28 protein-coding genes are annotated in these 23,069 nt (G+C 63.9%); 5 read left to right on the top strand and 23 right to left on the bottom strand.

The genetic code is table 11. The features are described from left to right. Nucleotides 1-3: 3 nt before the first annotated feature. Genes zipA through MCIT9_RS04110 form a run of 3 tightly spaced genes read left to right on the top strand, consistent with a single transcriptional unit; the run spans nt 4 to nt 3,857 of the window. Nucleotides 4-696 (top strand): cell division protein ZipA, encoded by a 693-nt coding sequence (gene zipA / locus MCIT9_RS04120; protein ID WP_317706147.1) that lies wholly within the window; start codon nt 4-6, stop codon nt 694-696. Then, on the top strand, nt 697-2,715 hold the full coding sequence (gene ligA / locus MCIT9_RS04115; RefSeq protein ID WP_317706146.1) for an NAD-dependent DNA ligase LigA: 2,019 nt from the start codon (nt 697-699) through the stop codon (nt 2,713-2,715). Continuing rightward, the gene (locus MCIT9_RS04110) at nt 2,715-3,857 is read left to right on the top strand and encodes a GGDEF domain-containing protein (protein WP_317706145.1); all 1,143 of its coding nucleotides are present in this window, start codon (nt 2,715-2,717) and stop codon (nt 3,855-3,857) included. The genes ligA and MCIT9_RS04110 overlap by 1 nt, the downstream gene beginning before the upstream one ends. Before the next feature lie 48 nt (nt 3,858-3,905). Here MCIT9_RS04110 and MCIT9_RS04105 read toward each other — a convergent pair whose 3' ends face one another. From MCIT9_RS04105 to MCIT9_RS04085, 5 genes are read right to left on the bottom strand one after another with little or no spacing between them, the layout of a single operon-like run. Continuing rightward, the gene (locus MCIT9_RS04105; protein ID WP_317706144.1) at nt 3,906-4,790 is read right to left on the bottom strand and encodes a peptidylprolyl isomerase; all 885 of its coding nucleotides are present in this window, start codon (nt 4,788-4,790) and stop codon (nt 3,906-3,908) included. Between the two features lie 5 nt (nt 4,791-4,795). Then, complete coding sequence (locus MCIT9_RS04100; protein ID WP_317706143.1) at nt 4,796-5,074, bottom strand: BolA family protein; 279 nt, start codon at nt 5,072-5,074, stop codon at nt 4,796-4,798. Beyond that, on the bottom strand, nt 5,071-5,373 hold the full coding sequence (locus MCIT9_RS04095) for a YciI family protein (protein ID WP_317706142.1): 303 nt from the start codon (nt 5,371-5,373) through the stop codon (nt 5,071-5,073). The genes MCIT9_RS04100 and MCIT9_RS04095 overlap by 4 nt, the downstream gene beginning before the upstream one ends. A gap of 2 nt (nt 5,374-5,375) precedes the next feature. After that, nucleotides 5,376-5,921, bottom strand: a complete 546-nt coding sequence (locus tag MCIT9_RS04090; RefSeq protein ID WP_317706141.1) for a septation protein A — start codon at nt 5,919-5,921, stop codon at nt 5,376-5,378. Beyond that, a complete protein-coding gene (locus MCIT9_RS04085; RefSeq protein ID WP_317706140.1) occupies nt 5,918-6,076 on the bottom strand; it encodes a hypothetical protein in 159 nt (52 codons plus the stop codon). The genes MCIT9_RS04090 and MCIT9_RS04085 overlap by 4 nt, the downstream gene beginning before the upstream one ends. A gap of 201 nt (nt 6,077-6,277) precedes the next feature. On the opposite strand from MCIT9_RS04085, the gene MCIT9_RS04080 reads away from it, so the two are divergent. Together MCIT9_RS04080 and MCIT9_RS04075 are read left to right on the top strand one after the other, a co-directional pair. Beyond that, complete coding sequence (locus MCIT9_RS04080; RefSeq protein WP_317706694.1) at nt 6,278-6,586, top strand: DUF1244 domain-containing protein; 309 nt, start codon at nt 6,278-6,280, stop codon at nt 6,584-6,586. Nucleotides 6,587-6,607: 21 nt separating this feature from the next. After that, on the top strand, nt 6,608-7,105 hold the full coding sequence (locus MCIT9_RS04075; protein ID WP_317706139.1) for a carboxypeptidase-like regulatory domain-containing protein: 498 nt from the start codon (nt 6,608-6,610) through the stop codon (nt 7,103-7,105). Between the two features lie 42 nt (nt 7,106-7,147). On the opposite strand, the gene MCIT9_RS04070 is transcribed toward MCIT9_RS04075, so the two are convergent. The 18 genes from MCIT9_RS04070 to mnmG all read right to left on the bottom strand — a co-directional run bounded on the left by MCIT9_RS04070 (nt 7,148) and on the right by mnmG (nt 22,848). Continuing rightward, complete coding sequence (locus MCIT9_RS04070) at nt 7,148-7,492, bottom strand: phenylpyruvate tautomerase MIF-related protein (protein ID WP_317706138.1); 345 nt, start codon at nt 7,490-7,492, stop codon at nt 7,148-7,150. A gap of 43 nt (nt 7,493-7,535) precedes the next feature. Beyond that, nucleotides 7,536-7,955 (bottom strand): flagellar basal body-associated FliL family protein, encoded by a 420-nt coding sequence (locus MCIT9_RS04065; protein ID WP_317706137.1) that lies wholly within the window; start codon nt 7,953-7,955, stop codon nt 7,536-7,538. Nucleotides 7,956-8,070: 115 nt separating this feature from the next. After that, on the bottom strand, nt 8,071-8,484 hold the full coding sequence (locus tag MCIT9_RS04060; RefSeq protein ID WP_317706136.1) for a desulfoferrodoxin family protein: 414 nt from the start codon (nt 8,482-8,484) through the stop codon (nt 8,071-8,073). Between the two features lie 37 nt (nt 8,485-8,521). Continuing rightward, nucleotides 8,522-10,351 carry a glutamine--fructose-6-phosphate transaminase (isomerizing) gene (gene glmS, locus MCIT9_RS04055; protein WP_317706135.1) on the bottom strand — a complete coding sequence of 610 codons (1,830 nt, stop codon included), beginning with the start codon at nt 10,349-10,351 and terminating at the stop codon, nt 8,522-8,524. Nucleotides 10,352-10,366: 15 nt separating this feature from the next. Then, on the bottom strand, nt 10,367-11,725 hold the full coding sequence (glmU, locus tag MCIT9_RS04050; protein ID WP_317706134.1) for a bifunctional UDP-N-acetylglucosamine diphosphorylase/glucosamine-1-phosphate N-acetyltransferase GlmU: 1,359 nt from the start codon (nt 11,723-11,725) through the stop codon (nt 10,367-10,369). 112 nt (nt 11,726-11,837) lie between these two features. After that, on the bottom strand, nt 11,838-12,272 hold the full coding sequence (locus MCIT9_RS04045) for a F0F1 ATP synthase subunit epsilon (RefSeq protein ID WP_317706133.1): 435 nt from the start codon (nt 12,270-12,272) through the stop codon (nt 11,838-11,840). Between the two features lie 11 nt (nt 12,273-12,283). Further along, nucleotides 12,284-13,666 (bottom strand): F0F1 ATP synthase subunit beta, encoded by a 1,383-nt coding sequence (gene atpD / locus MCIT9_RS04040; RefSeq protein WP_317706132.1) that lies wholly within the window; start codon nt 13,664-13,666, stop codon nt 12,284-12,286. Between the two features lie 36 nt (nt 13,667-13,702). Next, nucleotides 13,703-14,572, bottom strand: coding sequence for a F0F1 ATP synthase subunit gamma (gene atpG / locus MCIT9_RS04035; RefSeq protein ID WP_317706131.1), 870 nt, complete (start codon nt 14,570-14,572; stop codon nt 13,703-13,705). Nucleotides 14,573-14,578: 6 nt separating this feature from the next. Then, nucleotides 14,579-16,120 (bottom strand): F0F1 ATP synthase subunit alpha, encoded by a 1,542-nt coding sequence (atpA, locus tag MCIT9_RS04030; protein ID WP_479724333.1) that lies wholly within the window; start codon nt 16,118-16,120, stop codon nt 14,579-14,581. Between the two features lie 15 nt (nt 16,121-16,135). Beyond that, on the bottom strand, nt 16,136-16,672 hold the full coding sequence (locus tag MCIT9_RS04025) for a F0F1 ATP synthase subunit delta (RefSeq protein ID WP_317706130.1): 537 nt from the start codon (nt 16,670-16,672) through the stop codon (nt 16,136-16,138). Further along, nucleotides 16,669-17,151, bottom strand: coding sequence for a F0F1 ATP synthase subunit B (locus MCIT9_RS04020; protein ID WP_317706129.1), 483 nt, complete (start codon nt 17,149-17,151; stop codon nt 16,669-16,671). The genes MCIT9_RS04025 and MCIT9_RS04020 overlap by 4 nt, the downstream gene beginning before the upstream one ends. Before the next feature lie 61 nt (nt 17,152-17,212). After that, complete coding sequence (atpE, locus tag MCIT9_RS04015; protein WP_422880190.1) at nt 17,213-17,491, bottom strand: F0F1 ATP synthase subunit C; 279 nt, start codon at nt 17,489-17,491, stop codon at nt 17,213-17,215. A gap of 42 nt (nt 17,492-17,533) precedes the next feature. Next, nucleotides 17,534-18,292, bottom strand: a complete 759-nt coding sequence (gene atpB, locus MCIT9_RS04010) for a F0F1 ATP synthase subunit A (protein WP_317706128.1) — start codon at nt 18,290-18,292, stop codon at nt 17,534-17,536. Nucleotides 18,293-18,298: 6 nt separating this feature from the next. Continuing rightward, a complete protein-coding gene (locus MCIT9_RS04005; protein WP_317706127.1) occupies nt 18,299-18,670 on the bottom strand; it encodes an ATP synthase subunit I in 372 nt (123 codons plus the stop codon). Between the two features lie 69 nt (nt 18,671-18,739). Next, entirely contained in the window at nt 18,740-19,585 is an 846-nt protein-coding gene (locus tag MCIT9_RS04000) for a ParB/RepB/Spo0J family partition protein (protein WP_317706126.1), read from the bottom strand. Next, the gene (locus MCIT9_RS03995; protein ID WP_317706125.1) at nt 19,575-20,360 is read right to left on the bottom strand and encodes a ParA family protein; all 786 of its coding nucleotides are present in this window, start codon (nt 20,358-20,360) and stop codon (nt 19,575-19,577) included. Before MCIT9_RS03995 ends, MCIT9_RS04000 begins: the two co-directional genes overlap by 11 nt. Continuing rightward, the gene (rsmG, locus tag MCIT9_RS03990) at nt 20,357-20,974 is read right to left on the bottom strand and encodes a 16S rRNA (guanine(527)-N(7))-methyltransferase RsmG (protein WP_317706124.1); all 618 of its coding nucleotides are present in this window, start codon (nt 20,972-20,974) and stop codon (nt 20,357-20,359) included. The genes MCIT9_RS03995 and rsmG overlap by 4 nt, the downstream gene beginning before the upstream one ends. Further along, on the bottom strand, nt 20,974-22,848 hold the full coding sequence (gene mnmG / locus MCIT9_RS03985) for a tRNA uridine-5-carboxymethylaminomethyl(34) synthesis enzyme MnmG (RefSeq protein ID WP_317706123.1): 1,875 nt from the start codon (nt 22,846-22,848) through the stop codon (nt 20,974-20,976). The genes rsmG and mnmG overlap by 1 nt, the downstream gene beginning before the upstream one ends. Nucleotides 22,849-23,069 lie beyond the last annotated feature (221 nt).

The following is a 23,069-nucleotide window of genomic DNA, read 5'->3' as shown; positions in this document are numbered from 1 at the left end:
GAGATGGAATCGCTGGACAAGACCACCTTGCGCATCGTGCTCGCCGTCGCCGGCGTGCTGCTGCTGGTGGGCGTCTTCCTGTGGGACTCCTGGAAGAAACGCCGCCGCGAACTGAAGGACACCTTCGAAACCCTGGACCGGGCTTTGCCGGAGAACGATTTTGAAGTGGACGAGATCGACGCCGTCTCCCTCAACCCGGCGGAGGAAAACCTCACCCCCGACGTGGACGTGGCCGACGCCGAGCAGGCCGAGGCGGAAGCCGCCGCGGAACCGGCGGACGAAACGCCGCCACCACCCGATCTGCCGGAAGTCATCCAGCTCAGCATCGCCGCCCCCAAAAATCAGCCGTTCCGGGGTCCGGAACTGCTGCAGGCGCTGACCGACCTCGGCCTCGAATACGGCGAGATGGAAATCTTCCACTACCGCCGTGGCGGCGAAACCCTGTTCAGCCTCGCCAGCCTGGTCAAGCCCGGCACCTTTCCCATCGAACGGATGGAGGAATTCCACACCCCCGGTGTGACCCTGTTCATGCAGCCTCCCCTGCTCAAGCGCCCCCTGGAAAGCTTCGAGATCATGGTGAAAACCTGCCACGCCCTCGCCCAGCGCCTCGGCGGCAGCGAATGGGACGACCGCCGCCAGCCGCTCACCGCGGTACGCCTGGCCCAGTGGCGCCGCCAGCTCAGAGGGGAAGCCTGAGTGGCGGTCCCGGAGGAGATCCGCAGGCGGGTCGAACAGCTGCGCCGCGAGATCGAATACCACAACTACCGCTATTACGTCCTCGACGAACCGGTCATCTCCGATGCCGAATACGACGCCCTGATGGCGGAGCTGCGGCGTCTGGAGGCACAGTATCCCGAGCTGATCACCCCCGACTCCCCCACCCAGCGCATCGGCGCTCCGCCCTCGGAAGCCTTCGCCCCGGTGCGCCACGAAGTGCCGATGCTGTCGCTGGACAACGCCTTCAGCGACGAGGACGTCATCGACTTCGACCGCCGGGTGCGCGAGCGTCTGGGGGTGGAACAGGTCATCTATTCCTGCGAGCCTAAGCTCGACGGCCTGGCCGTGTCCATCCTCTACGAGCACGGCAGCCTGACCCGGGCCGCCAGCCGCGGCGACGGCTACACCGGCGAGGATGTGACCGCCAATGTCCGCACCATCCGCTCCATCCCGCTGCGCCTGCGCGGCAGTGGCTGGCCGGAGCGTTTCGAGGTCCGCGGCGAGGTGTTCATGTCCATCGAGGGCTTCAAGAAGCTCAACGAATGGGCCCTGAAGCACGGGGAAAAGGTCTTCGCCAATCCCCGCAACGCCGCCGCCGGCAGCCTGCGCCAGCTCGATCCCAGGATCACCGCCCGCCGCCCCCTGGATTTTTTCGCCTACGGCTACGGCATCTTCCCCGAAGATCAGTTGCCCAAGACCCATCACGAACTGCTGGACCGGTTCCAGGACTGGGGCGTGCCGGTCGCGCCCGAACGCGAGGTGGTCGAAGCGGTGACGGGCTGTCTCGACTACTACCGCCGCATGCTCGCCAGACGCGAGTCGCTCCCTTATGAGGCCGACGGCGTGGTCTACAAGGTGGACCGTTTCGACTGGCAGCGCCTGCTCGGCTACACCGCCCGCGCCCCGCGCTGGGCTATCGCCCACAAGTTCCCCGCCCACGAAGCCACCACGGTGGTGGAGGCCATCGAGGTCCAGGTGGGACGCACCGGGGTGCTGACCCCGGTGGCCAAGCTCAAACCTGTGCAGGTGGGCGGGGTGACGGTGTCGAGCGCCTCGTTGCACAATTTCGAGGAGGTCAAACGCAAGGACGTCCGTGTCGGCGACACGGTCCTGGTGCGCCGCGCCGGCGAGGTGATTCCGGAAGTGGTCAAGGTCATCCTGGAGAAACGGCCGCCGGATGCCAAACCGGTTCAACCCCCGACCCATTGCCCGGTATGCGGCGCCGAGGTGGTCGCCGATCCCGGCGGCGTCATCCTGCGCTGCAGCGGCGGGCTCTACTGTCCCGCCCAGCTCAAGGCCTCGATCAAACACTTCGCCTCCCGCGAGGCGATGGACATCGAAGGGCTAGGGGAGAAACTCATCGATCAGCTGGTGGACAAGGGACTGGTCAAGGATGTCGCCGACCTTTACGATCTCACCTTCGACCAACTGATCCAGCTGGAACGTATGGGGCCGAAATCGGCGCAGAACCTGCTGAAAGCCATCGAACGCAGCAAGCACACTACCCTGCCCCGCTTTCTCTATGCCTTGGGGATCCGTGAAGTGGGGGAGGTAACCGCCCAGCTGCTTGCCGAACATTTCGGCTCCCTGGAACGGATCATGAACGCCGGCGAAGAGGAGCTGGCCCGGATTCCCGGCATCGGCCCGGTCGTCGCCCGCCACATCGTTACCTTCTTCCGCCAACCCCACAACCGCGAGGTCATCGAACGCCTGCGCCGTGCCGGCGTCCATTGGGAGGAAGGCGCGCCTGCGGAAAAACCCAAACCGTTGGCGGGCAAGACTTTCGTCTTCACCGGCACCCTCGCCGCCATGACCCGCGAGGAAGCCAAACGCCGGGTCGAGGCCCTCGGTGCCAAGGTGAGCAATTCCGTATCGAAGAAGACCGATTATGTGGTGGTGGGGGAAAATCCCGGCTCCAAGCTGGACAAGGCCCGCCAGCTGGGGGTGGAAATCCTCGACGAAAACGCGTTTCTCGACTTGCTGAAAAGGTATTCCTGATGAGCCAGGTGGATCCGGTGACGGAGATCGAAGCCCTGCAGACCGAACTCTGCATCCTGCAGAGCCATCTCGACCGGATGATCGAACGCATCCGCCAGAACGACGACAAGCTCCACCGCTTTCACACCCTGGAAACCGAGTTGCTCGCCCTCAACTCCCTGCGCGAACTGGTCGAGCACGTCCTGGCCGACACCCGGGCGGTGTTCGACCTGGCCCACGTCAGCCTGACCCTGATCGACCGCAAGGGGGAATTGCGCCAGTTCCTGATGGAAGACGGCCTGCAACCGGAAAAACTGCCAGGACTGATCCTGGTGGCGGAGGAAAACCCGCTCAAGGACTGGTTCGGCCGCACCTTCCGTCCTTATCTGGGGGATTGCAAAGCCCGCCACCGCCATCTGTTTTCCGGCGAGTGCCCCGCCAGCATCGCGCTGCTGCCGCTGGGGCGGCGCGGCCAGCTGCTCGGCAGCCTCAACCTGGGCAGCGACGAGGCGGACCGTTTCAGCTACGGCATGGCGACCGATTTCCTCGACCGGCTGCGCTCGGTGCTGTCGGTGTGCCTGGAAAACACCCTCAATTTCGAGCTGCTGCGCCGCACCAGCCTGATCGACACCCTCACCGGCGTCAACAACCGCCGCTTCTTCGAACAGCGCCTGAGCGAGGAGATCGATCGCGCCCAGCGTACCCGCGAACCGCTGACCTGCCTGTTCCTCGACATCGACCATTTCAAGAAAATCAACGACACCTACGGCCACCAGACCGGCGATCTAGTGCTGGCGGAGGTAGCCCAGCAGATCCGCACCCAGCTGCGCAGCAACGACGTCCTGGCCCGCTATGGCGGGGAGGAGTTCGTCGCTCTGCTGCCAGGCGCGAACCTCGAACGGGGCATCGAGGTGGCCGAGCGCATCCGCCAGCGCATCGAGAACCTGGAGATCGTCGACCACAATCAGAATACGGTTTCCCTCACCCTTTCCATCGGAGTGGCGGAATACGATCCCGAATTGGTTTCTCCGGTGGGCAAGGAAGATCTCATGCGCCTGTTGGAACTCGCCGACCAGGCCCTTTACGTCGCCAAGCGCGAAGGCCGCAACCAGGTGGAAAGCGGCGGGGTTCTGACCCGGCTCGAACACAAGGCGGCCGGATAGAAGAAAGGCGCCTGACGGCGCCTTTCCAAGCTTTTGGAATCCCCAGATTCAGGGCGTTGCGGTTTCGGCCGGCTGGGGCGCCGGGGCGGCCTCCTGCGCGGCGGTTTTCAGCTGGATGTCCGCCTTCTGTTTGAGTTCCTGAATGTGCTGCTGGATCAGCTTGCGCTTGAGCATCTGCTCGATCTGCGGCTTGACCTGTTCGTAAGGGGGCGGAGTCTTGGCCCGGGACTGTTCCCGCAGGATCACGTGCCAGCCGAAGCGGGTCTGCACCGGTTCTTTGGTGTATTCCCCGTCCTTGAGCGCAACCACCGCATCGGCGAAAGGCTTGACCATGCGCTGCGGCACGAACCAGCCCAGGTCGCCGCCGTTCTTGGCCGAGGGACCGATGGAGTACTGCTTGGCCAGCTCGGCGAAATCCTTGCCCTGGTCCAGCTGCTTGATGATTTCCTCGGCTTCTTCCTTGCTCTTGACCAGGATGTGGCGGGCCTTGAATTCCTGCTGTTTCATCGCCCCCACCAGGCGGTCGTATTCGGCCTTGATCTGTTCCTCGGTGACAGGATGCTGTTTCAGGTATTCCTGGGCGCCGGCCTGGGACAGCACCGCCCGCTCGGTATAGCGGATTCGGGTGGCCACATCCGGCTGACGGGGCAGCTGTTTCTGAACCGCTTCCTGGCGCAGCAGTTCGCGGTTGACCAGCTCCTCGACCAATTTATCTTCCGGGATGTTGATCTTGGCATGGGGATTGCCGCGGGTGATTTCCGCCTTGATGTAGTCGAGCTCCTGGCGCGAGATCGGACGGCCGTTGACGGTGGCGACGATGTCCTTTTCGTCCACCGGCGCCAGGGACAGACCCTCGGAAGCTTTGTTGCCGCCGGCGTTGCAGCCGCTCAGCATGGCGAAAGAGAGGGCGGTGAAAAGTAGCGTTTTCTTCATGGATTTCATCCTTTGGTTGCAAATTCTTCGGGGGTGTAGGCCTGGATGCTGAGGGCGTGGATTTCGCTCTGCATCATGTCCCCAAGCGCCTGATAGACCAGCTGATGGCGCTGGACCGGCCCCTTGCCGGCGAAAGCCGCGGAGACGATGGTGAGATAGAAATGCCCGGCGCCGCCCGCCTGGGCGTGGCCGGCGTGGGCGGCGCTGGCGTCCACAAGCTCCAGATGTTGCGGAGAGAGGGTCTGTTGCAAACGGTCCTTGATCCGCGCGACGCGATCGCTCATCTTGGAAATACCTGCAGGAAGGGTTTAACGATGACGCGGGCATAGACGCCCGCCTTGTGATAAGGATCGGCTTCGGCCCACGCCCGGGCCGCTTCCAGACTGGGAAATTCCGCCACGATCAGGCTGCCGCTGAAACCGGCCTCCCCCGGATCGGGGCTGTCGATGGCGGGATGGGGTCCGGCCAGCAGCAGACGGCCTTCCGCCTGCAGCGCTTCCAGGCGTTGCAGATGGGCGGGACGGTTCTCGCGGCGCAACCCCAGGGTGCCGGGGGCGTCCTCGGCAAGGATGGCGTACAGCATGGTCATTCCTGTTCTGATTCCGGTTCGGGCAGATAACGGGACAGGAAAGCCGCCTGCAGTATGACGAAGGCCAGGGTCAGCCCCAGCATCCCGAACAGTTTGAAATTGACCCAGGTGTCGGTGTCGAAGGTATAGACCACCACCAGATTGACCGCCCCCAGAAACAGGAAGAACAGCGCCCAGCTGAGATTGAGCCGGTACCAGACCGGCCGCGGCAGTTCGATGTTGCCGGCCATCATCCGCTGGATGAAGGGTTTGTCGCCGAAGAACTGGCTGGCGAGAAAAGCGATGCCGAAGAGCCAGTTGATCACCGTGGGCTTCCACTTGATGAACTGCTCGTCGTGGAGATACAGGGTCGCCCCCCCGAAGACCACGATCAGCGCCAGGGTGACCAGATGCATGGTTTCGACCCGACGGTGGCGCAGCCACATCCAGCCCACCTGGACGAAAGTGGCGGCGATGGCCACCACCGTGGCGGCATAGATGCCTTCGATCTTGTAGGCGACGAAGAACAGAATGATGGGGAAAAAATCGAACAATAACTTCATACGTAAACGTCCACGCCGAACAAGGTTGCCGCTGCGGTTTCCGGCGCGCTATGGCTCAGATAAGCCTCGAGCGCCTGACGTACCCGCCGGTCGGTGGGCAAATCGGTCAAGGCAGCGCCGGACCGCTGAACGAATTCGCTCAGCGGACGGCGCAAGTCCTCCTGAGGAACCGGCCGCACCGCTTCGACCGCCCTGACGGGAACCGGGTTCCGGCCTGCGTTATGCGGTACGGGAGCGTGAAAAAACCGGTCTATCCGCATACAGCTATCTGAATTGATCCGATCCGGCTATGCTATCCTGTCCCCTTCCCCTGTGCAACAATGGATCTTCCGAACCAACCTCCCCGGAAAACCATGATGGACGAACGACTCCAGACCGAAATCGAAGCGGCCGCCTTCCGCCGCCTGGTCGAACATTTGCGCAGTCATCCGGAGGTGCAGAACATCGAGCTGATGATCACCGCCGACTTCTGCCGCAACTGTCTGGCCAAGTGGCTGAAGGCCGAGGCCGAGGCCCGGGGCGTCGAACTGGACTACGAAACCGCAAGGGAGCGGATCTACGGCATGCCGTACGCGGAATGGAAGGCCAAATATCAGACCGAAGCGACCCCGGAACAGCGCAAAGCCTACGAAGAGCGGCAGAAACGCAAACAGGCATCCCAATGACTTCCTGAAGAGGTGACGACCATGAAACCGTTTTTCTGGCTGATTTTCATCCTGGGGCTGGCGCTCGGCGGCTGCAGCGAGGACAGCGGCAGCGTCACCGGCCGGGGTCCTGTAACCATCAAAGGGCTGGTCAGCGACGACAACGGCCCGGTGCCGCTGGCGGTGATCGAGGCGACCGACGAGGAAGGCCGTCTGTTGGCGACCGCGGATGCCGACGCCAGCGGCCGCTTCGAAATCACCCTCCCCGCCACCGCTCCCTATCCCCTGCTGCTGGTGGCCAAGCTGCCCAACGACAAACAACTGCTGGCGGTGGTCACCAGCAATCAGGCGGTGGAACAGGACATCAGCCCCTACACCGATCTGGTGGTGAAATCCGCCCGCCAGCTCGGGGGCCTGACCCCGGAGAACATCGCCAAGGCGGCCGGGGCGGCGATCAACATGCGCCCCAGCCAGGGAGGCAAACGCTCCTCGACCGGCTTCAAGGGCGACCTGACCAAGCAGTACGGCGGCTGGCACTGAGCCGCAAAGGGCCGGTCGCGACCGGCCCTTTCCTTCCCCGCTTTAGAACGTCCCGCCGTTCCAGCCCCAGAATTTCCGGGGAATGTCGATGAACTCGATATAGACCCGGTCCGGCGCGATTCCCAGCTCCTTTTCCAGAAAGACGCACAAAAAGCGCGACAGCGGCTGGGTCTGGCCTTCCGGCAGGCCGATGCTCTTCAGCTCCACATAGGCGGCCGGTTCCCGGCTGGCGTCGAACATCAGCGCCGCCCCGCCGGTCGCCTGCACCATCACGTAGCGTTCCGGCTTGCCCAGCTCCGCCGCGATCGCCTTGGAGGCGGCGGACAGCAAGTGGTCGGTCTTGGCGTCATCCAGCTCGACGTTGGTCTCGATACGCAGATACGGCATGGTTTCCTCCCTTCAGGCGTGACTGCCCGGCAAGATTATAGCCTCATTGCACCAGAAATTCGGTGAAAAACACGTCCTTGAGGCCGTCGCTGTCGGAATAGGTGTCGAGCAGTTTGCGGATTTCCGTCAGCGCCTTCTCCCGCAGCTGCTCGCGCTGGGAAATGTCGGCGACCTGCTCCGGCGGCAGACCGCTGAACAGCATGATCAGGGCATGACGGATCAGCGGCGTGTGCTTCTGGATCCGCTCCTTGTTGTCCTTGCCCTTGATCATCAGCTGCACATCGGCGCTCAGATAGTGGCGGCGGCCGGCCAGGTTGACGATCAGCTTCGGCTGCAGGGCCAGATATTCGATCTCCGGGGCCGCCTTCTCCCCCTCCTCCTCGTCGTCCCCGGCCCAGGCCGGCACGGCCAGAACCAGCAGCGCCAGCAGCCACCATCCGCTCAGGCGATAGGCGTGTCTCATTTCTTACTCCCGAAAAAATTGCTTCAGGAGAAGTATAGACCGCCGCGTCCCTGCCTGCGGGAGGAGGGCTGGGAAGTGTCTTCCCAACCTCTCGGAAAAGCAATGGAGGGGCGGGTCAGACCCGGTAGGTCGCCAGCCAGACGTCGTGCAGATTGCACATGCTGAGCAGGTAGATCTGCCCCCGGTAGGTGCCCAGGTTGAATTCGGACACCGGCACCTTGTCCTTTTCCGGGTCGAAGACGTGCTCGTCCAGGAAGCGGTATTTGCCGTCGAGAACCACGTGCTTGACGATGTAATGACGGCAACCGTCCATCGGGTGGGCGGTGGTCACCTGGATATGGAGGCCGCCGACCCGCCCCAGCACCTCCATCCGCGGCACATGGCCGGCCTCCTTGCCTTTCCAGCGACCCGGCAGGTCCTGGGTATAATAGACACCGCCGGCAGGCGACGGCGGGGCGGCCAGCACGGGCGGCACTGCCCCGGCGGCGGCCAGGGCGGCGGCGCCGGTCATGAAGTGGCGTCGTTTCATCGTTTCCTCCTCAAGGTTCACTTTGGAAACGCTGACTCTACTCCACCGTCACCGATTTGGCCAGATTGCGCGGCTTATCCACATCAGTGCCGCGGATCACCGCCACGTGATAGGCCAGAAGCTGCAGCGGCACGGTGAAGATCACCGGCGACAGCTCGTTTTCGGTGGGGGTCACGGTCAGCACGTGGGTATGGTCATCGGGTTGCACGTCCAGGGTCTCGTCGGCGAACACGTACAGCTCGCCGCCGCGGGCCTTGACCTCTTGCAGGTTGGATTTGAGCTTTTCCAACAGGGAGTTATTGGGCGCCACGGCGATCACCGGCATGTCGGCATCCACCAGCGCCAAGGGGCCGTGTTTGAGCTCTCCGGCGGGATAGGCTTCGGCGTGGATGTAGGAAATTTCCTTGAGCTTGAGGGCCCCTTCCATGGCGATGGGGTAGTGACTGCCCCGCCCCAGGAACAGGGCGTGCTGCTTGTCTGCGAAGCGTTCCGACAGCGCGCGGATCCGGTCGTCCAGTTCCAGCACGTCCTCGACCCGGGCCGGCAGGGCGAACAGCTGGGAGGCGATGCGCTTTTCCGTCACCCGGTCGAGGCGGTGACGCCGTCCCAAGGCGAGGGTCAGCATCATCAGGGCCACCAGCTGGGTGGTGAAGGCCTTGGTGGAAGCGACGCCGATCTCGGGACCGGCGCGGGTCAGCAGCACCAGGTCGGATTCGCGCACCAGCGAGCTTTCCTGCACGTTGCAGATGGCCAGGGAATGGAGCGCGCCGCGGCGCTTGGCCTCCTCCAGCGCCGCCAGGGTGTCGGCGGTTTCCCCGGACTGGGAGATGGTGACCACCAGGGTGTCGGGCAGCAGCACCGGATCGCGATAGCGGTATTCGCTCGCCACCTCGACGTTGCAGGGGATGCCGGCCAGGGATTCCATCCAGTAGCGCGCCACCAGGCCGGCATGGTAACTGGTGCCGCAGGCGAGGATCTGCACTGCCTTGACCCGGTCGAACACCGCCGGCGCATCGTTGCCGAAGGCTTCCTCGATCAGTTTCAGGCCGTTGAAGCGCCCCTCCAGGGTCTCGGCGATGGCGCGGGGCTGTTCGAAGATCTCCTTCTGCATGTAATGGCGGTATTCCCCCCGTTCCACCGCATCGAGCTGGACCTCGCTGTCCTTGACCGGCCGCTCCACCGGGTTGCCGGCTTCGTCGAAGATCCGCACGCCCTCCGGGGTCAGCTCGGCGATGTCGCCGTCCTCGAGGAAGATGAAGCGCCGGGTCACCGGCAGCAGGGCGGCGATGTCGGAGGCGATGAAGTATTCACCGATGCCGAGGCCGATCACCAACGGGCTGCCTTTGCGGCAGGCCACCAGTACATCCGGCTCGGTGACGCTGATCACCCCGATGGCATAGGCTCCCTCCAGTTTCGCGACCGTGGCCTGGACCGCCTCCAGCAGGGAACCGGTGCGCTGGAGCTGGTCGTAAACCGCATGGACCACCACCTCGGTGTCGGTCTCGGAGGTGAACTCATATCCGGCGGCGATCTGTTCCTCGCGCAGGGTTTCGTGGTTCTCGATGATGCCGTTGTGGACCAGGGCGACGGTGTTGCGGCACACGTGGGGATGGGCGTTGCGTTCGCTCGGCACCCCGTGGGTGGCCCAGCGGGTATGGGCGATGCCGATCCGGCCCTCGATGGGATCGGCCTCGATGGCGGCGGCCAGCTCGGCCACCTTGCCCTGTTTGCGGCGGCGGCGGATCTCGCCGTCCTGAATCACCGCCACCCCGGCTGAATCGTAACCGCGGTATTCCAGCCGCCGCAGGCCTTCGATCAGAATGGGAACCACATTGCGTTGCGCGATGGCGCCGACGATGCCACACATATTACTTGCCTCGCTTCAAGATTTCTTCTGGGGACGTTGCCAGTGTTCGACGGTGACCTGTTTGCTGCGGCTGAGGGTCAGCTTGCCGGCGGGGGCGTCGCGGGTGATGGTGGAACCGGCGCCGATGGTGGCGCCCTCGCCGACCTGCACCGGCGCCACCAGCTGGGTGTCGGAGCCGATGAAGGCGCCGTCCCCGATCACCGTGCGGTGCTTGTTGACGCCGTCGTAGTTGCAGGTGATGGTGCCGGCGCCGATGTTGACCCCGGACCCCACCTCGCTGTCCCCGACATAGCTCAGATGATTGATCTTGGAACCTGAACCGACGCTGGATTTCTTGATCTCGACGAAGTTGCCGATATGGACGTGATCGGCCAGCACCGTCTCCGGACGCAGGCGGGCGAAGGGACCGATGCGGCACCCGGCCCCGACGCGGACGCCGTCGATGACGCTGTAAGGCAGGATTTCAACGTCGTCGCCGATCTCGGCGTCGCGGATGACCGCACCCATCCCGATCCTGACCCGGTCACCGAGGCGGATCCGGCCTTCCAGCATCACGTTGGGATCGATCTCCACGTCGCGGCCGGCCTCGACTTCTCCGCGGACGTCGAAGCGCTCCGGATCGCGCAGGGTCACGCCCAGATCCATCAGTGCTTCGGCCTGACGGCGCTGCCAGACCCGCTCCAGTTCCGCCAATTGACGCTTGTTGTTGATCCCCTCGACTTCGTCGGGCTCGGCGCCGACCGTCTCGATGGGCACCCCGTCGGCCACGGCCATGGCGATGATGTCGGTCAGGTAGTATTCCCCCTGGGCGTTGTCGTTGTTCAGCCGCCCGAGCCAGACCTTCAGCGCCTCGGCCGGCACGGCCAGAATGCCGGTGTTGACCTCGCGGATGCGCTTCTCCTCCGGGGTGGCGTCCTTTTCCTCCACGATCCGCAGCACCTGGCCGGTACCGGAATCGCGGACGATGCGGCCGTAACCGCTGGGATCTTCGAGCTCGACGGTCAGCAATGCCAGCTTGCCGCCGGCGCCGGCTTCGAGCAGGCGCAGCAGCGTGGGTTTGCGGAGTAAGGGAACGTCGCCGTAGAGAATCAGCACCTGCCCCCGCTCCAGGTGGGGCAGGGCCTGCTGCACCGCGTGGCCGGTGCCTAACTGCCGGACTTGTTCGACCCAGTGCACCGGCCAGGCGGAGAACCGTCGTCTCACCTGTTCCCCGCCATGGCCATAGACGATGGTGAGCGAATCCGGCCGCAGGCTTGCCGCCAGCTCGTAGACATGCTGCAACAGCGGCTTGCCGCCGATGGTGTGCAGGACTTTGGGAAGATCGGAACGCATCCGCGTCCCCTGGCCGGCGGCCAGTATCACCACGTTCAACATGGGTATCGCCTTACTCGAATCGGAACAATTAGAAAGGTAGTCCAAAAGAAAAAGCCCGCCAAGACCTTTACTGGCGAGCCTTCGGAAATCGCAACTCCATGGCCGACAATCGCTATTTTTCGAAGCTCCCCTTGTGCTTCTTGTAGCGCTCGAGAATCTGCAGCTGTCGCACCGCTTCCGCCAACTCCGCCTGGGCCTTGGCGTAGTCGATCTTGCCGGAACGGTCCTTAAGGGCCTCCTCGGCCCGGCGCTTGGCCTCCAGGGCGGCGGCCTCGTCGATGTCCTTGGCCCGGATGGCGGTGTCGGCCAGGACCGTCACCACGTGGGGCTGGACCTCGATGATGCCGCCGGAGACGTAGAAGGGCAGTTCCTCGGAAGCCGACACCTTGACCCGGACCTCCCCCGGAATCAGGCGCGACAGGAACGGGGCGTGGCGGGGCGCGATGCCCACCTCGCCCAGTTCCGCCGGCGCGAAGACCATTTCCGCGGTCCCGGAATAAATCTCCGCTTCGGCACTCACGATATCCACATGAATGGTCATGGCCATGTTCCCTTACCTCAGGCAGCCAGTTTCTTGGCTTTTTCCAAGGCTTCGTCGATGGTGCCGACCATGTAGAAGGCCTGCTCGGGAACGTCGTCGTATTCGCCGTCGACGATCCCCTTGAAGCCGCGGATGGTTTCGGAGAGGGGCACGTACTTGCCCGGGGCGCCGGTGAACACCTCGGCGACGAAGAACGGCTGCGACAGGAAGCGCTGGATCTTGCGGGCCCGGGAGACGGTGAGCTTGTCCTCCTCGGACAGTTCGTCCATCCCCAGGATGGCGATGATGTCGCGCAGTTCCTTGTAGCGCTGCAGGGTGGACTGGACCCGGCGGGCGACCTCGTAGTGCTCGTGGCCGATGACCAGCGGATCGAGCTGACGGCTGGTGGAATCGAGGGGATCCACCGCCGGATAGATGCCCAGTTCCGCGATCTGGCGCGACAGCACCACGGTGGCATCCAGATGGGCGAAGGTGGTAGCCGGCGACGGGTCGGTGAGGTCGTCGGCGGGCACGTACACCGCCTGGATGGAGGTGATGGAACCGGTCTTGGTGGAGGTGATGCGCTCCTGCAGCATCCCCATTTCCTCCGCCAGGGTCGGCTGGTAGCCCACCGCCGAAGGCATGCGGCCCAGCAGTGCCGACACCTCGGTCCCGGCCAGGGTGTAACGGTAGATGTTGTCGATGAACAGCAGCACGTCGCGGCCTTCCTCACGGAAGTACTCGGCGATGGTCAGGCCGGTCAGGGCCACGCGCAGGCGGTTGCCCGGCGGCTCGTTCATCTGGCCGTACACTAGGGCCACCTTGTCGAGCACGTTGGATTCCTGCATTTCGTGGTAGAAGTCGTTCCCCTCACGGGTCCGCTCCCCCACGCCGGCGAACACCGAGTAACCGGAGTGCTCGATGGCGATGTTGCGGATCAGCTCCATCATGTTGACGGTCTTGCCCACGCCGGCGCCGCCGAACAGGCCCACCTTGCCGCCCTTGGCGAAGGGGCAGATCAGGTCGATCACCTTGATGCCGGTTTCCAGCAGTTCGGTGGCCGGCACCTGATCCTCGTAGCTCGGCGCCTTGCGGTGGATGGGCCAGCGTTCCTTCTCGCCGATGGGGCCCTTTTCGTCGATGGGCTGGCCGAGCACGTTCATGATCCGGCCCAGGGTTTCGGTGCCCACCGGGGTGGTGATGGGAGCGCCGGTGTTGGTGACGCCCATGCCGCGGCGCAAACCGTCGGTGCTGCCCATGGCCACCGTCCGCACCACGCCGTCGCCCAGCTGCTGCTGGACTTCCAGGGTCAGGTCGGCATCGTCCACCTTGAGGGCGTGATAGACCTTGGGCAGGTTCTCGCGGGGGAATTCGACGTCGACCACCGCGCCGATGATTTGTACGATCTTACCCGAACTCATGTGAAGTTCCTCTTGAAAGCTGATGTTGGTATCCGGTTACTGCTGAATCGCCGCCGCACCCGAAACGATCTCGGAAATCTCCTGGGTGATGGAAGCCTGACGGGCCTTGTTGTAGAGCAGCTGCAGCTCGTCGATGAACTTGCCGGCGTTGTCGGAGGCGCTCTTCATCGCCACCATCCGCGCTGCCTGTTCGCATGCCTTGTTCTCCACCACCCCCTGGAACACGATGGACTCAACGTAGCGCATGAGCAGCTCGTCGAGCACCTCCTTGGCGTCGGGCTCGTAGATGTAGTCCCAGTGATGCTTGAGCTGGTCCTCTTCCGCTTCCACCTCGGCCGGCAGCAGTTTTTGGATCACCGGCTTCTGGGTCATGGTGTTGACGAACTCGTTGAACACCAGATAGAGCTGGTCCAGCTCGCCAGCGTCGTACTTGTCGAGCATGACCTTGACCACGCCGATGATGTCCTCCAGATGCGGTTCGTCCCCCAGCTGGGTCTTCTGGGCCACGATGTTGGCGCCGACACCGGAGAAGAAGGAGGCGCCCTTCTGGCCGATGACGCTCAGCTCCAGCGTGTGGCCGTCGTCCTCCCATTCCTTCATCCGCCGCAGCAGACCGCGGAACAGGTTGGCGTTGAGACCGCCGCACAGGCCGCGGTCGGTGGACACCAGCAGGATACCGACACGCTTGCCGTCCCGCGGCAGCAGATAGGGATGGCGGTATTCCGGATGGGCGTGGGCCAGGTGACGGATGATCCGCTGCATCCGCCGGGCGTAGGGACGGGTGGCCTGCATGCGGTCCTGGGTCCTGCGCATCTTGCTGGCGGCCACCATCTCCATGGCCTTGGTGATCTTCTGAGTATTCTTGATACTCGAGATCTTGGTGCGAATCTCTTTGCCGACTGCCATGGACCGTTACCAAGCGTGGGTGGATTTGAACTTCTCGACCGCTTCCTTGAGCTGTGCGGCGATTTCGTCGTTGTAGTCGCCGCTGCGGTTGATCTCCTTGAGGAGAGCGGCGTATTCGGACCTGACGAAATCCTGCAGCGCGGCCTCGAAATCCTGGACCTTGTCGACCGGGACATCGTCCAGGTAGCCCTGGGTGGCGGCGAACAGCGACACCGCCTGCTCGGCGATGCTCATCGGCCGATACTGGGGCTGTTTGAGCAGCTCAGTGATGCGCTGGCCGCGTTCGATCTGCTTGCGGGTGGCCTCGTCCAGATCGGAGGCGAACTGGGCGAAGGCCGCCAGTTCCCGGTACTGGGCCAGGTCGAGACGGATCCCCCCGCCGAGCTTATTGATAATCTTGGTCTGGGCCGCACCACCGACGCGGGACACCGAGATCCCCGGGTTCACCGCCGGGCGGATGCCGGCGTTGAAGAGGTCGGTTTCCAGATAGATCTGGCCGTCGGTGATCGAGATCACGTTGGTGGGCACGAAGGCGGACACGTCGCCGGCCTGGGTTTCGATGATCGGCAGCGCGGTCAGGGAACCGGTCTTGCCTTTCACCTCGCCGTTGGTACGCTTTTCCACCTCGGCGGCATTGATGCGCGCGGCGCGCTCCAGCAGCCGCGAGTGGAGGTAGAAGATATCGCCGGGATAAGCCTCGCGGCCCGGCGGACGCCGCAGCAGCAGGGACACCTGACGGTAGGCCCAGGCCTGCTTGGTGAGGTCGTCGTAGACGATGAGGGCGTCCTCGCCGCGGTCGCGGTAGTATTCGCCCATAGCGCAGCCGGCATAGGGGGCGATGAACTGCAGCGCCGCCGATTCGGCCGCGGTGGCCGCCACCACGGTGGTGTATTCCATCGCACCGTGCTCCTCGAGCTTGCGGACGATGTTGGCGACGGTGGACTGCTTCTGTCCTACCGCCACGTAGATGCACTTCACCCCGGTGCCTTTCTGGTTGATGATGGTATCGACGGCGATGGCGGTCTTGCCGGTCTGGCGGTCGCCGATGATGAGCTCACGCTGGCCACGGCCGATGGGGATCATCGAGTCGATGGCCTTGAGACCGGTTTGCAGCGGCTGGTCCACCGACTGCCGGGCGATCACCCCGGGGGCGATCTTCTCGATCTCGGAAAAGTGTTCGGTTTCGACCGGCCCCTTGCCGTCGACGGGACGACCGAGGGCATCGACCACGCGCCCCAGCAGTGCCTCGCCCACCGGCACCTGGAAGATCTTGCCGGTGCACTTGACCCAGTCACCCTCGCTCAGGTGTTCGTAGGAACCCATGACCACAGCGCCGACCGAATCGCGCTCCAGGTTCAGGGCCATGCCGAAAGTGTCGCCGGGAAACTCCAGCATCTCCCCGTGCATGACGTCCTGAAGACCGTGGATGCGGACGATGCCGTCGGTAAGGCCGACGATGGTGCCCTGGGTGCGGGCCTCCACCGCACCTTCGAATGCCTTGATCTTCTCTTTGATGAGATCGCTGATTTCCGCAGGATTCAATTGCATAATTCTGTTCTCGCTCTAGCTGTAGAGTCTTTTTGCCAAACGCTCGAGCCGCCCGCGCACCGAGCCGTCGATCACTTTGTCACCCGCGCGGATGACCACCCCGCCGATCAGATCGCGGTCCTCGGCGAGCTGAAGACGTATTTTCCGGCCCAGGGCCTTTTCCAACGCCCGGGTCAGTTTGGCCTGATCCTCTTCTTCCAGGGGATAGGCGGTCCTGACCTCCACGTCCACGATCCCTTCGTGCTCGGCACGATAGCGCTCAAACAGCTCATGGATTTGCGGGGCCAACGTGATGCGGCCGTTGTGAACCAGCAACTTGACGAAATTCTGCCCTTCCTGATCCAGATAGCCCTTGCCGATGTCGAGCAGGATCTGGAGAAACCGCTCCTTGCCGATCTTGGGATTTTGGGCCAGCGCCGCCAGTTCGGGATCGGACAAGGCCGCGGCGAGGAAAGCGAGCATCTCGGACCACTGCTCGAGCTTGCCGCTCTCCAGGGCGTGCTTGAAAGCGGCCTCGGCATACGGTCTTGCCAGCGTGATCGGTTCGCTCATGGCACTTGTTCCAGTTGCTGGGTGACCTCTTCAAGGATACGGCGATGTTTGCCGGCGTCGATCTCTTCCTGGAGGATCTGTTCGGCTGCGGTCACTACCAGTTGGGAAACCTGCTCCCTAAGGCTCTCCTTGGCCCGCTGCATTTCCTGCTCGATCTCAGCCTTGGCCGTCGCGATCAGGCGCTCGCCTTCCTGACGGGCGGCTTCCTTGGCGTCGTCGATGATCTCGTTCGCCCGTTTCTGGGCCTTGTTGAGGATCTCGTTGGCTTCCTCGCGGGTTTCGCGCAGCAGCTCCTTGGCCCGTTTTTCGGCCAGTTCCATCTCTTGCTTGCCGCGCTCGGCCGCTTCCAGCCCCTCGGCGATCTTGCGTTTGCGCTCCTCAAGCGCTTCCATCAGGGGCGGCCAGACGTACTTCATGGTGAACCACACCAGAAGCGCGAAGGTGATCATCTGCCCCAGAAGGGTAATGTTGATACTCACGACCCTTTGCCTCGTTCAGTCGTTGATTAAGGGACGGTCAGTCCGCCGGCGGCGGACGCCCTCAGCCGCCGGTGACCGGCGCCAGGAACGGGTTGGCAAAGGTGAAGAACAGGGCCATCCCCACGCCGATCATGGTCACGGCGTCCAGGAGACCTGCGACGATGAACATCTTGACCTGCAGCATCGGCACCATTTCCGGCTGGCGCGCGGCACCTTCCAGGAATTTGCCACCGAGCAGGCCGAAACCGATGGCGGTCCCCAGGGCGCCCATGCCCAGAACCAGACCCACAGCGATGGCGGTGAGACCTTGAATGTCAGCGATCAGAGCCAGATTTTCCATCATTTCCTCCGTTTTGGATGTCGTGTCGTTGTAAAAATCAAATCAATGGGATGCGTGCGCCATGCTGAGATAGACGATGGTCAGCACCATGAAGATGAAAGCCTGCAGGGTGATGATCAGGATGTGGAACACCGCCCAGGGAAAACTGAGCAACGGCTGCAGATACCAGGGCATCAGGGCGATGAGGATGAAGATCAGCTCCCCCGCGTACATGTTGCCGAACAGTCGCAGGGCCAGGGAAACCGGCTTGGCCAGCTCCTCGACCAGACGCAGCAGCAGGTTGAAGGGAATGAACCAGACCCCGAACGGGTGCAGCAGGATATCCTTGAGATACTCCCACGGCCCTTTCACCTTGAAGCTGTAGAAAATGATGAGGAAGAACACCGTGATCGACATGGCGAAGGTGGCGTTCAGATCGGTGCTCGGCACCACCCGCAGATAAGGGATCCCTTCCAGGGCGGCGACGGTGGGCAGCAGGTCCACCGGAAGCAGGTCCATGGCGTTCATCAGGAATACCCAGCAGAAGATGGTGAGCGCCAGCGGGGCGATGACCGGATTGTGGCCGTGGAAAGTGTCCTTGACCTGGCTGTCGACGAATTCCACCAGCATTTCAGCGAAATTCTGAATCGGCCCCGGCACCCCGGCGGTGGCCCGCTCGGCGGCGAACTTGAAGGTCAACACGAAGGCCAGGCCGAGCACGGCGGAGAAGAACAGCGTATCGAGGTGCAGGGTCCAGAAACCCTCGCCCACGTGCAGGGGGGTCAGGTGGTGAACGATGTACTCGGTAGGACTTTTAGCCATGACGCCTCACTTGGTCTTCTTTTCCAGCAGCAGGGCGAGCCAGAACGCGCCCAAAACCGCCGCAAATCCTGCAAACAACGGCCCGAACTGCAGTCCGGGCATCCTCAGTACCAGAAAAAACAGGGTCGCGGTCAACACCAGCTTGACCACTTCCCCCAGGTAGAAGCCGCGCACGATCTGCTTCGGCGTCTGCCCGCGGCTGCGGGCGATCCTGAGGGCGAAATAAGCATTGGGAAGGAATGCGATCAAAGCCCCCAGCGCGCTCGATTTGGCCGCCGGCCAGCCCCAGAACAGTCCGATCCCCAGCGAAACCAGGCCTCCGACCGCCAGCTGCAGGATCAGAACCCGACCGACGGCGGCTGCGACGTTGATCGCCATCGCTTCCCCGCACACACAAGACCCGGATTCTATCGGCGCCTCTGATTGAAATCAAGGAGAACGACGACTTTATCTCATCCGGGTCAACAATCCCTCCAGCTGTTCCAGATCGCTGTAACGGATCACCAGGCTGCCCTTGCCGCCACGGCCGTGGCGGATGGTGACCGGCGCCCCGAGCAGGGAGGACAGCTCCTCCTGCAGCCGCAGGATGTCGGGATCAGGCCGGTCCTGCCGGGATTTCTCCCGGGGTTGTTGCAGTTTCTTCACCAGGGCTTCGGTGGCGCGCACCGTCAGTTTGCCGTCGGCCACCTGGCGGGCGATTTGCACTTGCTGCTCGCCGGCCAGTCCCAGCAGGGCGCGGGCGTGGCCCATCTCGATCCGGCCTTCGGCCAGCAACTGTCTGACCTCCGGTTCGAGATCGAGCAGGCGCAGCAGATTGGTGATGGTGGTGCGTGACTTGCCCACCGCTTCGGCCAGTTGCTGGTGGGTCATGTCGAATTCCTCCAGCAGCCGGCACAGGGCTTCGGCCTGTTCCAGCGGATTGAGATCCTCGCGCTGGATGTTCTCGATCAGGGCCAGGGCCAGGGCGGTGCGATCGTCGAGCCGGCGCACCACCACGGGAATTTCCGTCAGCCCCGCCAGACGCGAGGCCCGCCAGCGCCGTTCGCCGGCAATCAGCTCGTAACGGTCGTTTTCGCGGGGGCGGACCACGACCGGCTGGACCACCCCGTGGGCACGGATGGATTCAGCCAGTTCCGCCAGGCGCTCGGGATCGATGTCGCGGCGGGGTTGGAAGCGGCCCGGCTCGATCCGCTCCAGAGGCAGGGTCTGGGGCGACTCGGCCCGGGGCAGGGCCGCTTCTCCCAGCAGCGCGTCGAGGCCGCGTCCCAGGCCGCGTTTTTTTTTACCGGCCATGAGCGTTTTCTCCTTGGTGTCGGCCGACCAGCTCTCCGGCCAGGGCCAGATAGGCCAGGGCGCCACGGGAGGATTTGTCGTAGTGGAGTACCGGCAGACCGTGGCTGGGCGCTTCGGCCAAACGGATGTTGCGGGGGATGCAGGTCCGCAGCAGGCGGTCGCCGAAGTGTTCCTGCAGTTGTTCGGAGACGTCCCGGGTCAGGCGGCTGCGGGGGTCGAACATGGTGCGCAGCACCCCCTCGATCTGCAGGCGGGGATTGACGCTGCGGCGGATGTCAGCGATGGTTTCCAGCAGGGCCGACAGGCCTTCCAGGGCGTAATACTCGCACTGCATCGGGATCAACACCCCGTCGGCGGCCACCAGGGCATTGAGGGTCAGCATGTTGAGGGACGGCGGACAGTCGATGAGGATGTAGTCGTAACGGGACCGGACCGGCTCCAGGGCCTCGGCGAGGCGGCGTTCGCGGCGGTCGGCCTGCATCAGCCGGACTTCGGCGGCGGTCAGATCGGCGTTGGCGGGAATCAGGTCGAATCCCAGTTGCGGCCGCGGCGTCAACACCGCTTCGGCGCCGGTCTCCCCCAGCAGCAGATCGCAGCAGTTGGGCTCGGCCTCGTTCTTGTCCACCCCGCAGCCCATGGTGGCGTTGCCCTGGGGATCGATGTCCACCAGCAGCGCCCGGCGCCGGGTCGCACCCAGGGAGGCGGCCAGGTTGACGCTGGTGGTGGTCTTGCCCACCCCGCCCTTCTGGTTGGTGACGGCGATGATTCTGGTCATTCGGTTTTCGGTGTGATTTCGATCAAGTGGCGCCGGGCCTCCAGACCGGGCACCTGCAGGGGGATCACCCGGTGCGGGGCCTGGAGCGCCGCCAGTTCCTCGGCCGGATGGCGGCCCTTCATCACCAGCAACCTGCCGCCCGGCGCCAGCAGGTGACCACTCTGGGACAGGCTGCGGCCGGCTTCGGTGACGGCCCGGGTGACGATGGTAGAAAATCCCGCCGGGTCTGTATAGTCCTCCACCCGGGCGTGGACCGCCTCTACGTTGTTCAATCCCAGCTCCAGGGCCATCTGGCGCACGAAACGGATCTTCTTGGCCACCGCGTCCAGCAGCACAAAACGGCGCTCGGGAAAGAAGACCGCCAGCGGCAGGCCGGGAAAGCCGGCGCCGGTGCCCACGTCGAGAATCCGCCCGCCGTGCAGGTACGGATGAATCGCCAGGCTGTCGAGGACGTGGTGGGTGACGAACCGCGCCTCGTCTTCGATGGCGGTGAGATTGACTACCCGGTTCCAACGCACCAGTCCGCGGTAAAGCTGCTGGATGCGGCCGATGCGGTCGGGCGTCGGCGCCAGTCCCAGAGCCTCGATGCCGGCGGTCAGAATACTTGCGGCCATCAGGCGCTTTTCTTCCGGAGGTGAACCAGCAGCAGGGAGATGGCCGCTGGAGTCACGCCGGGAATCCGGGCTGCCTGCCCCAGGGTGGCCGGCTTGCGGGCCGCCAGTTTCTCCTGCACTTCCCGCGACAGACCGACCACGTTGCGGTAGTCGAGGCTTTCGGGCAGCCGCAGATCCTCGTAGCGGCGGGTGCGTTCGATCTCGGCCCGCTGGCGTTCGATGTAACCGGCGTACTTGGCCTGAATCATCACCTGTTCCACCTCCGCCGGCGTGTAAGCGGCGCTGTCCACCTCCGCCAGTTCGAGCAGGCGGGCGATGTCCACTTCCGGGCGGCGCAGCAGTTCCAGCAGGCTGGCTTCCCGCTGCAGGGGATTTTTCAGCACCGCCGCAAGCCGCTTGGCAGTCTCGCTGTCGGGTTGGATCCAGGATCGTTCCAGTTCGCCGCGCAAGGTTTCGATGTTTTCCACCTTGCGTTCGAAGGTCCGCCAGCGCGCGTCGTCCACCAGCCCCAGCTCCCGGCCCTTGGGAGTGAGGCGCAGATCGGCGTTGTCCTCGCGCAGCAGCAGGCGGTATTCGGCCCGGCTGGTGAACATGCGGTAAGGCTCGCTGGTGCCGCGGGTGATGAGATCGTCGATCAGCACGCCGATGTAGGCCTCGTCGCGCCGCGGCCACCAGGGTTCCAGCCCTTTGGCCTTGCGGGCGGCGTTGAGCCCGGCGATCAGGCCCTGGGCGGCGGCCTCCTCGTAGCCGGTGGTGCCGTTGATCTGGCCGGCGAAGAACAGATTTTCCATGGCCCTGGTTTCCAGGCTCGGCTTCAAGCCGCGGGGATCGAAGAAGTCGTATTCGATGGCATAGCCGGGACGGGTGATGTGGGCGTTCTCGAAGCCGCGGATCGAGCGGATAAAGTCCAGCTGGACATCGAAAGGCAAGCTGGTGGACACCCCGTTGGGATAGACCTCGTGGGTGTTGAGCCCCTCCGGCTCCACGAAAATCTGGTGGGAATCGCGCTCGGCGAAACGCACCACCTTGTCTTCGATGGAGGGACAGTAGCGGGGGCCGACGCCTTCGATGGCGCCGCTGAACAGGGGGGAGCGGTCCAGGCCGGCGCGGATGATGGCGTGGGTACGTTCGTTGGTGCGGGTGATGTGGCACGCCACCTGGGGGGGATGTTCTTCCGGCGTGCCGAGGAAGGAAAACACCGGCGTCGGCTCGTCCCCCGGCTGCGGGGTCATCGCCCGGTAGTCGAGAGTGCGGCCGTCCAGTCGCGGTGGGGTGCCGGTCTTGAGCCGGCCCACCTGGAAATCCAGCTCCCGCAGGCGGCGGGCCAAAGCGTTGCTGGGACTGTCACCGGCGCGTCCTCCCTCATAGTTGGCCTCGCCGATGTGGATTACCCCACCGAGGAACGTGCCCACGGTCAGGACCACGCAGCGACCTTGGAATCTCAGCCCCATCTGGGTGACGACACCGGCTGCCTGCCCCCGTTCGACGATCAGATCCGCCACCGTCTGCTGGAACAGCCACAGGTTGGGCTGGTTCTCCAGCGTCTGCCGGATCGCCTGCTTGTACAGAGTCCGGTCGGCCTGGGCCCGGGTGGCACGCACCGCCGGTCCCTTGGAAGCGTTGAGGATACGGAACTGGATGCCGGCACGGTCGATGGCCCGCGCCATCACCCCTCCGAGGGCGTCGATCTCCTTGACCAGATGCCCCTTGCCGATACCGCCGATGGCGGGATTGCAGCTCATCTGGCCCAGGGTTTCGATGTTCTGGGTCATCAGCAGTGTCCTGGCACCGGTGCGGGCGGCCGCCAGCGCCGCCTCGGTGCCGGCATGACCGCCGCCGACCACGATGACGTCAAAGACTTTGGGGAACTCCATAGATGTCCGGTAGGGAAAATTGGCTAAACATTATACAGTCTCCAGTCCCTCCATCTGACAACTCTTAGTCTTTGTCTTTTTTCTTGAAGAAAGATTTGGTTGTTGTAAGCCGGCGCGTTTTTCCGGGATAACCGGTTTTTTTCCTTATAAATCAAATTGATGTGTTACCTAAAAGTTGTCCACAAGGGTGTGGACAGGATGGGGAAGCCTGTGGAGGAATC

It is taken from the genome of Methylomarinovum caldicuralii (assembly GCF_033126985.1).
Classification (GTDB): domain Bacteria; phylum Pseudomonadota; class Gammaproteobacteria; order Methylococcales; family Methylothermaceae; genus Methylohalobius; species Methylohalobius caldicuralii.
The sequence above is the reverse complement of the archived record's forward strand: the minus strand, read 5'-3'. Positions and strand labels throughout refer to the sequence as shown.

Coding starts and splice junctions, on each gene's coding strand:
- MCIT9_RS04105 (WP_317706144.1), bottom strand. CDS start 4,790: ATGAAGAAAACGCTACTTTTCACCGCCCTCTCTTTCGCCATGCTGAGC.
- atpA (WP_479724333.1), bottom strand. CDS start 16,120: ATGCAATTGAATCCTGCGGAAATCAGCGATCTCATCAAAGAGAAGATC.
- atpD (WP_317706132.1), bottom strand. CDS start 13,666: ATGAGTTCGGGTAAGATCGTACAAATCATCGGCGCGGTGGTCGACGTC.
- MCIT9_RS04090 (WP_317706141.1), bottom strand. CDS start 5,921: ATGAAGTTATTGTTCGATTTTTTCCCCATCATTCTGTTCTTCGTCGCC.
- MCIT9_RS03995 (WP_317706125.1), bottom strand. CDS start 20,360: ATGACCAGAATCATCGCCGTCACCAACCAGAAGGGCGGGGTGGGCAAG.
- atpG (WP_317706131.1), bottom strand. CDS start 14,572: ATGGCAGTCGGCAAAGAGATTCGCACCAAGATCTCGAGTATCAAGAAT.
- MCIT9_RS04100 (WP_317706143.1), bottom strand. CDS start 5,074: ATGAGCGATCGCGTCGCGCGGATCAAGGACCGTTTGCAACAGACCCTC.
- MCIT9_RS04005 (WP_317706127.1), bottom strand. CDS start 18,670: ATGGCGATCAACGTCGCAGCCGCCGTCGGTCGGGTTCTGATCCTGCAG.
- MCIT9_RS04075 (WP_317706139.1), top strand. CDS start 6,608: ATGAAACCGTTTTTCTGGCTGATTTTCATCCTGGGGCTGGCGCTCGGC.
- MCIT9_RS04065 (WP_317706137.1), bottom strand. CDS start 7,955: ATGAGACACGCCTATCGCCTGAGCGGATGGTGGCTGCTGGCGCTGCTG.
- atpE (WP_422880190.1), bottom strand. CDS start 17,491: ATGGAAAATCTGGCTCTGATCGCTGACATTCAAGGTCTCACCGCCATC.
- MCIT9_RS04095 (WP_317706142.1), bottom strand. CDS start 5,373: ATGCTGTACGCCATCCTTGCCGAGGACGCCCCCGGCACCCTGGGGTTG.
- MCIT9_RS04000 (WP_317706126.1), bottom strand. CDS start 19,585: ATGGCCGGTAAAAAAAAACGCGGCCTGGGACGCGGCCTCGACGCGCTG.
- zipA (WP_317706147.1), top strand. CDS start 4: ATGGAATCGCTGGACAAGACCACCTTGCGCATCGTGCTCGCCGTCGCC.
- glmS (WP_317706135.1), bottom strand. CDS start 10,351: ATGTGTGGCATCGTCGGCGCCATCGCGCAACGCAATGTGGTTCCCATT.
- MCIT9_RS04080 (WP_317706694.1), top strand. CDS start 6,278: ATGGACGAACGACTCCAGACCGAAATCGAAGCGGCCGCCTTCCGCCGC.
- glmU (WP_317706134.1), bottom strand. CDS start 11,725: ATGTTGAACGTGGTGATACTGGCCGCCGGCCAGGGGACGCGGATGCGT.
- rsmG (WP_317706124.1), bottom strand. CDS start 20,974: ATGGCCGCAAGTATTCTGACCGCCGGCATCGAGGCTCTGGGACTGGCG.
- atpB (WP_317706128.1), bottom strand. CDS start 18,292: ATGGCTAAAAGTCCTACCGAGTACATCGTTCACCACCTGACCCCCCTG.
- mnmG (WP_317706123.1), bottom strand. CDS start 22,848: ATGGAGTTCCCCAAAGTCTTTGACGTCATCGTGGTCGGCGGCGGTCAT.
- MCIT9_RS04110 (WP_317706145.1), top strand. CDS start 2,715: ATGAGCCAGGTGGATCCGGTGACGGAGATCGAAGCCCTGCAGACCGAA.
- MCIT9_RS04060 (WP_317706136.1), bottom strand. CDS start 8,484: ATGAAACGACGCCACTTCATGACCGGCGCCGCCGCCCTGGCCGCCGCC.
- MCIT9_RS04070 (WP_317706138.1), bottom strand. CDS start 7,492: ATGCCGTATCTGCGTATCGAGACCAACGTCGAGCTGGATGACGCCAAG.
- MCIT9_RS04045 (WP_317706133.1), bottom strand. CDS start 12,272: ATGGCCATGACCATTCATGTGGATATCGTGAGTGCCGAAGCGGAGATT.
- MCIT9_RS04025 (WP_317706130.1), bottom strand. CDS start 16,672: ATGAGCGAACCGATCACGCTGGCAAGACCGTATGCCGAGGCCGCTTTC.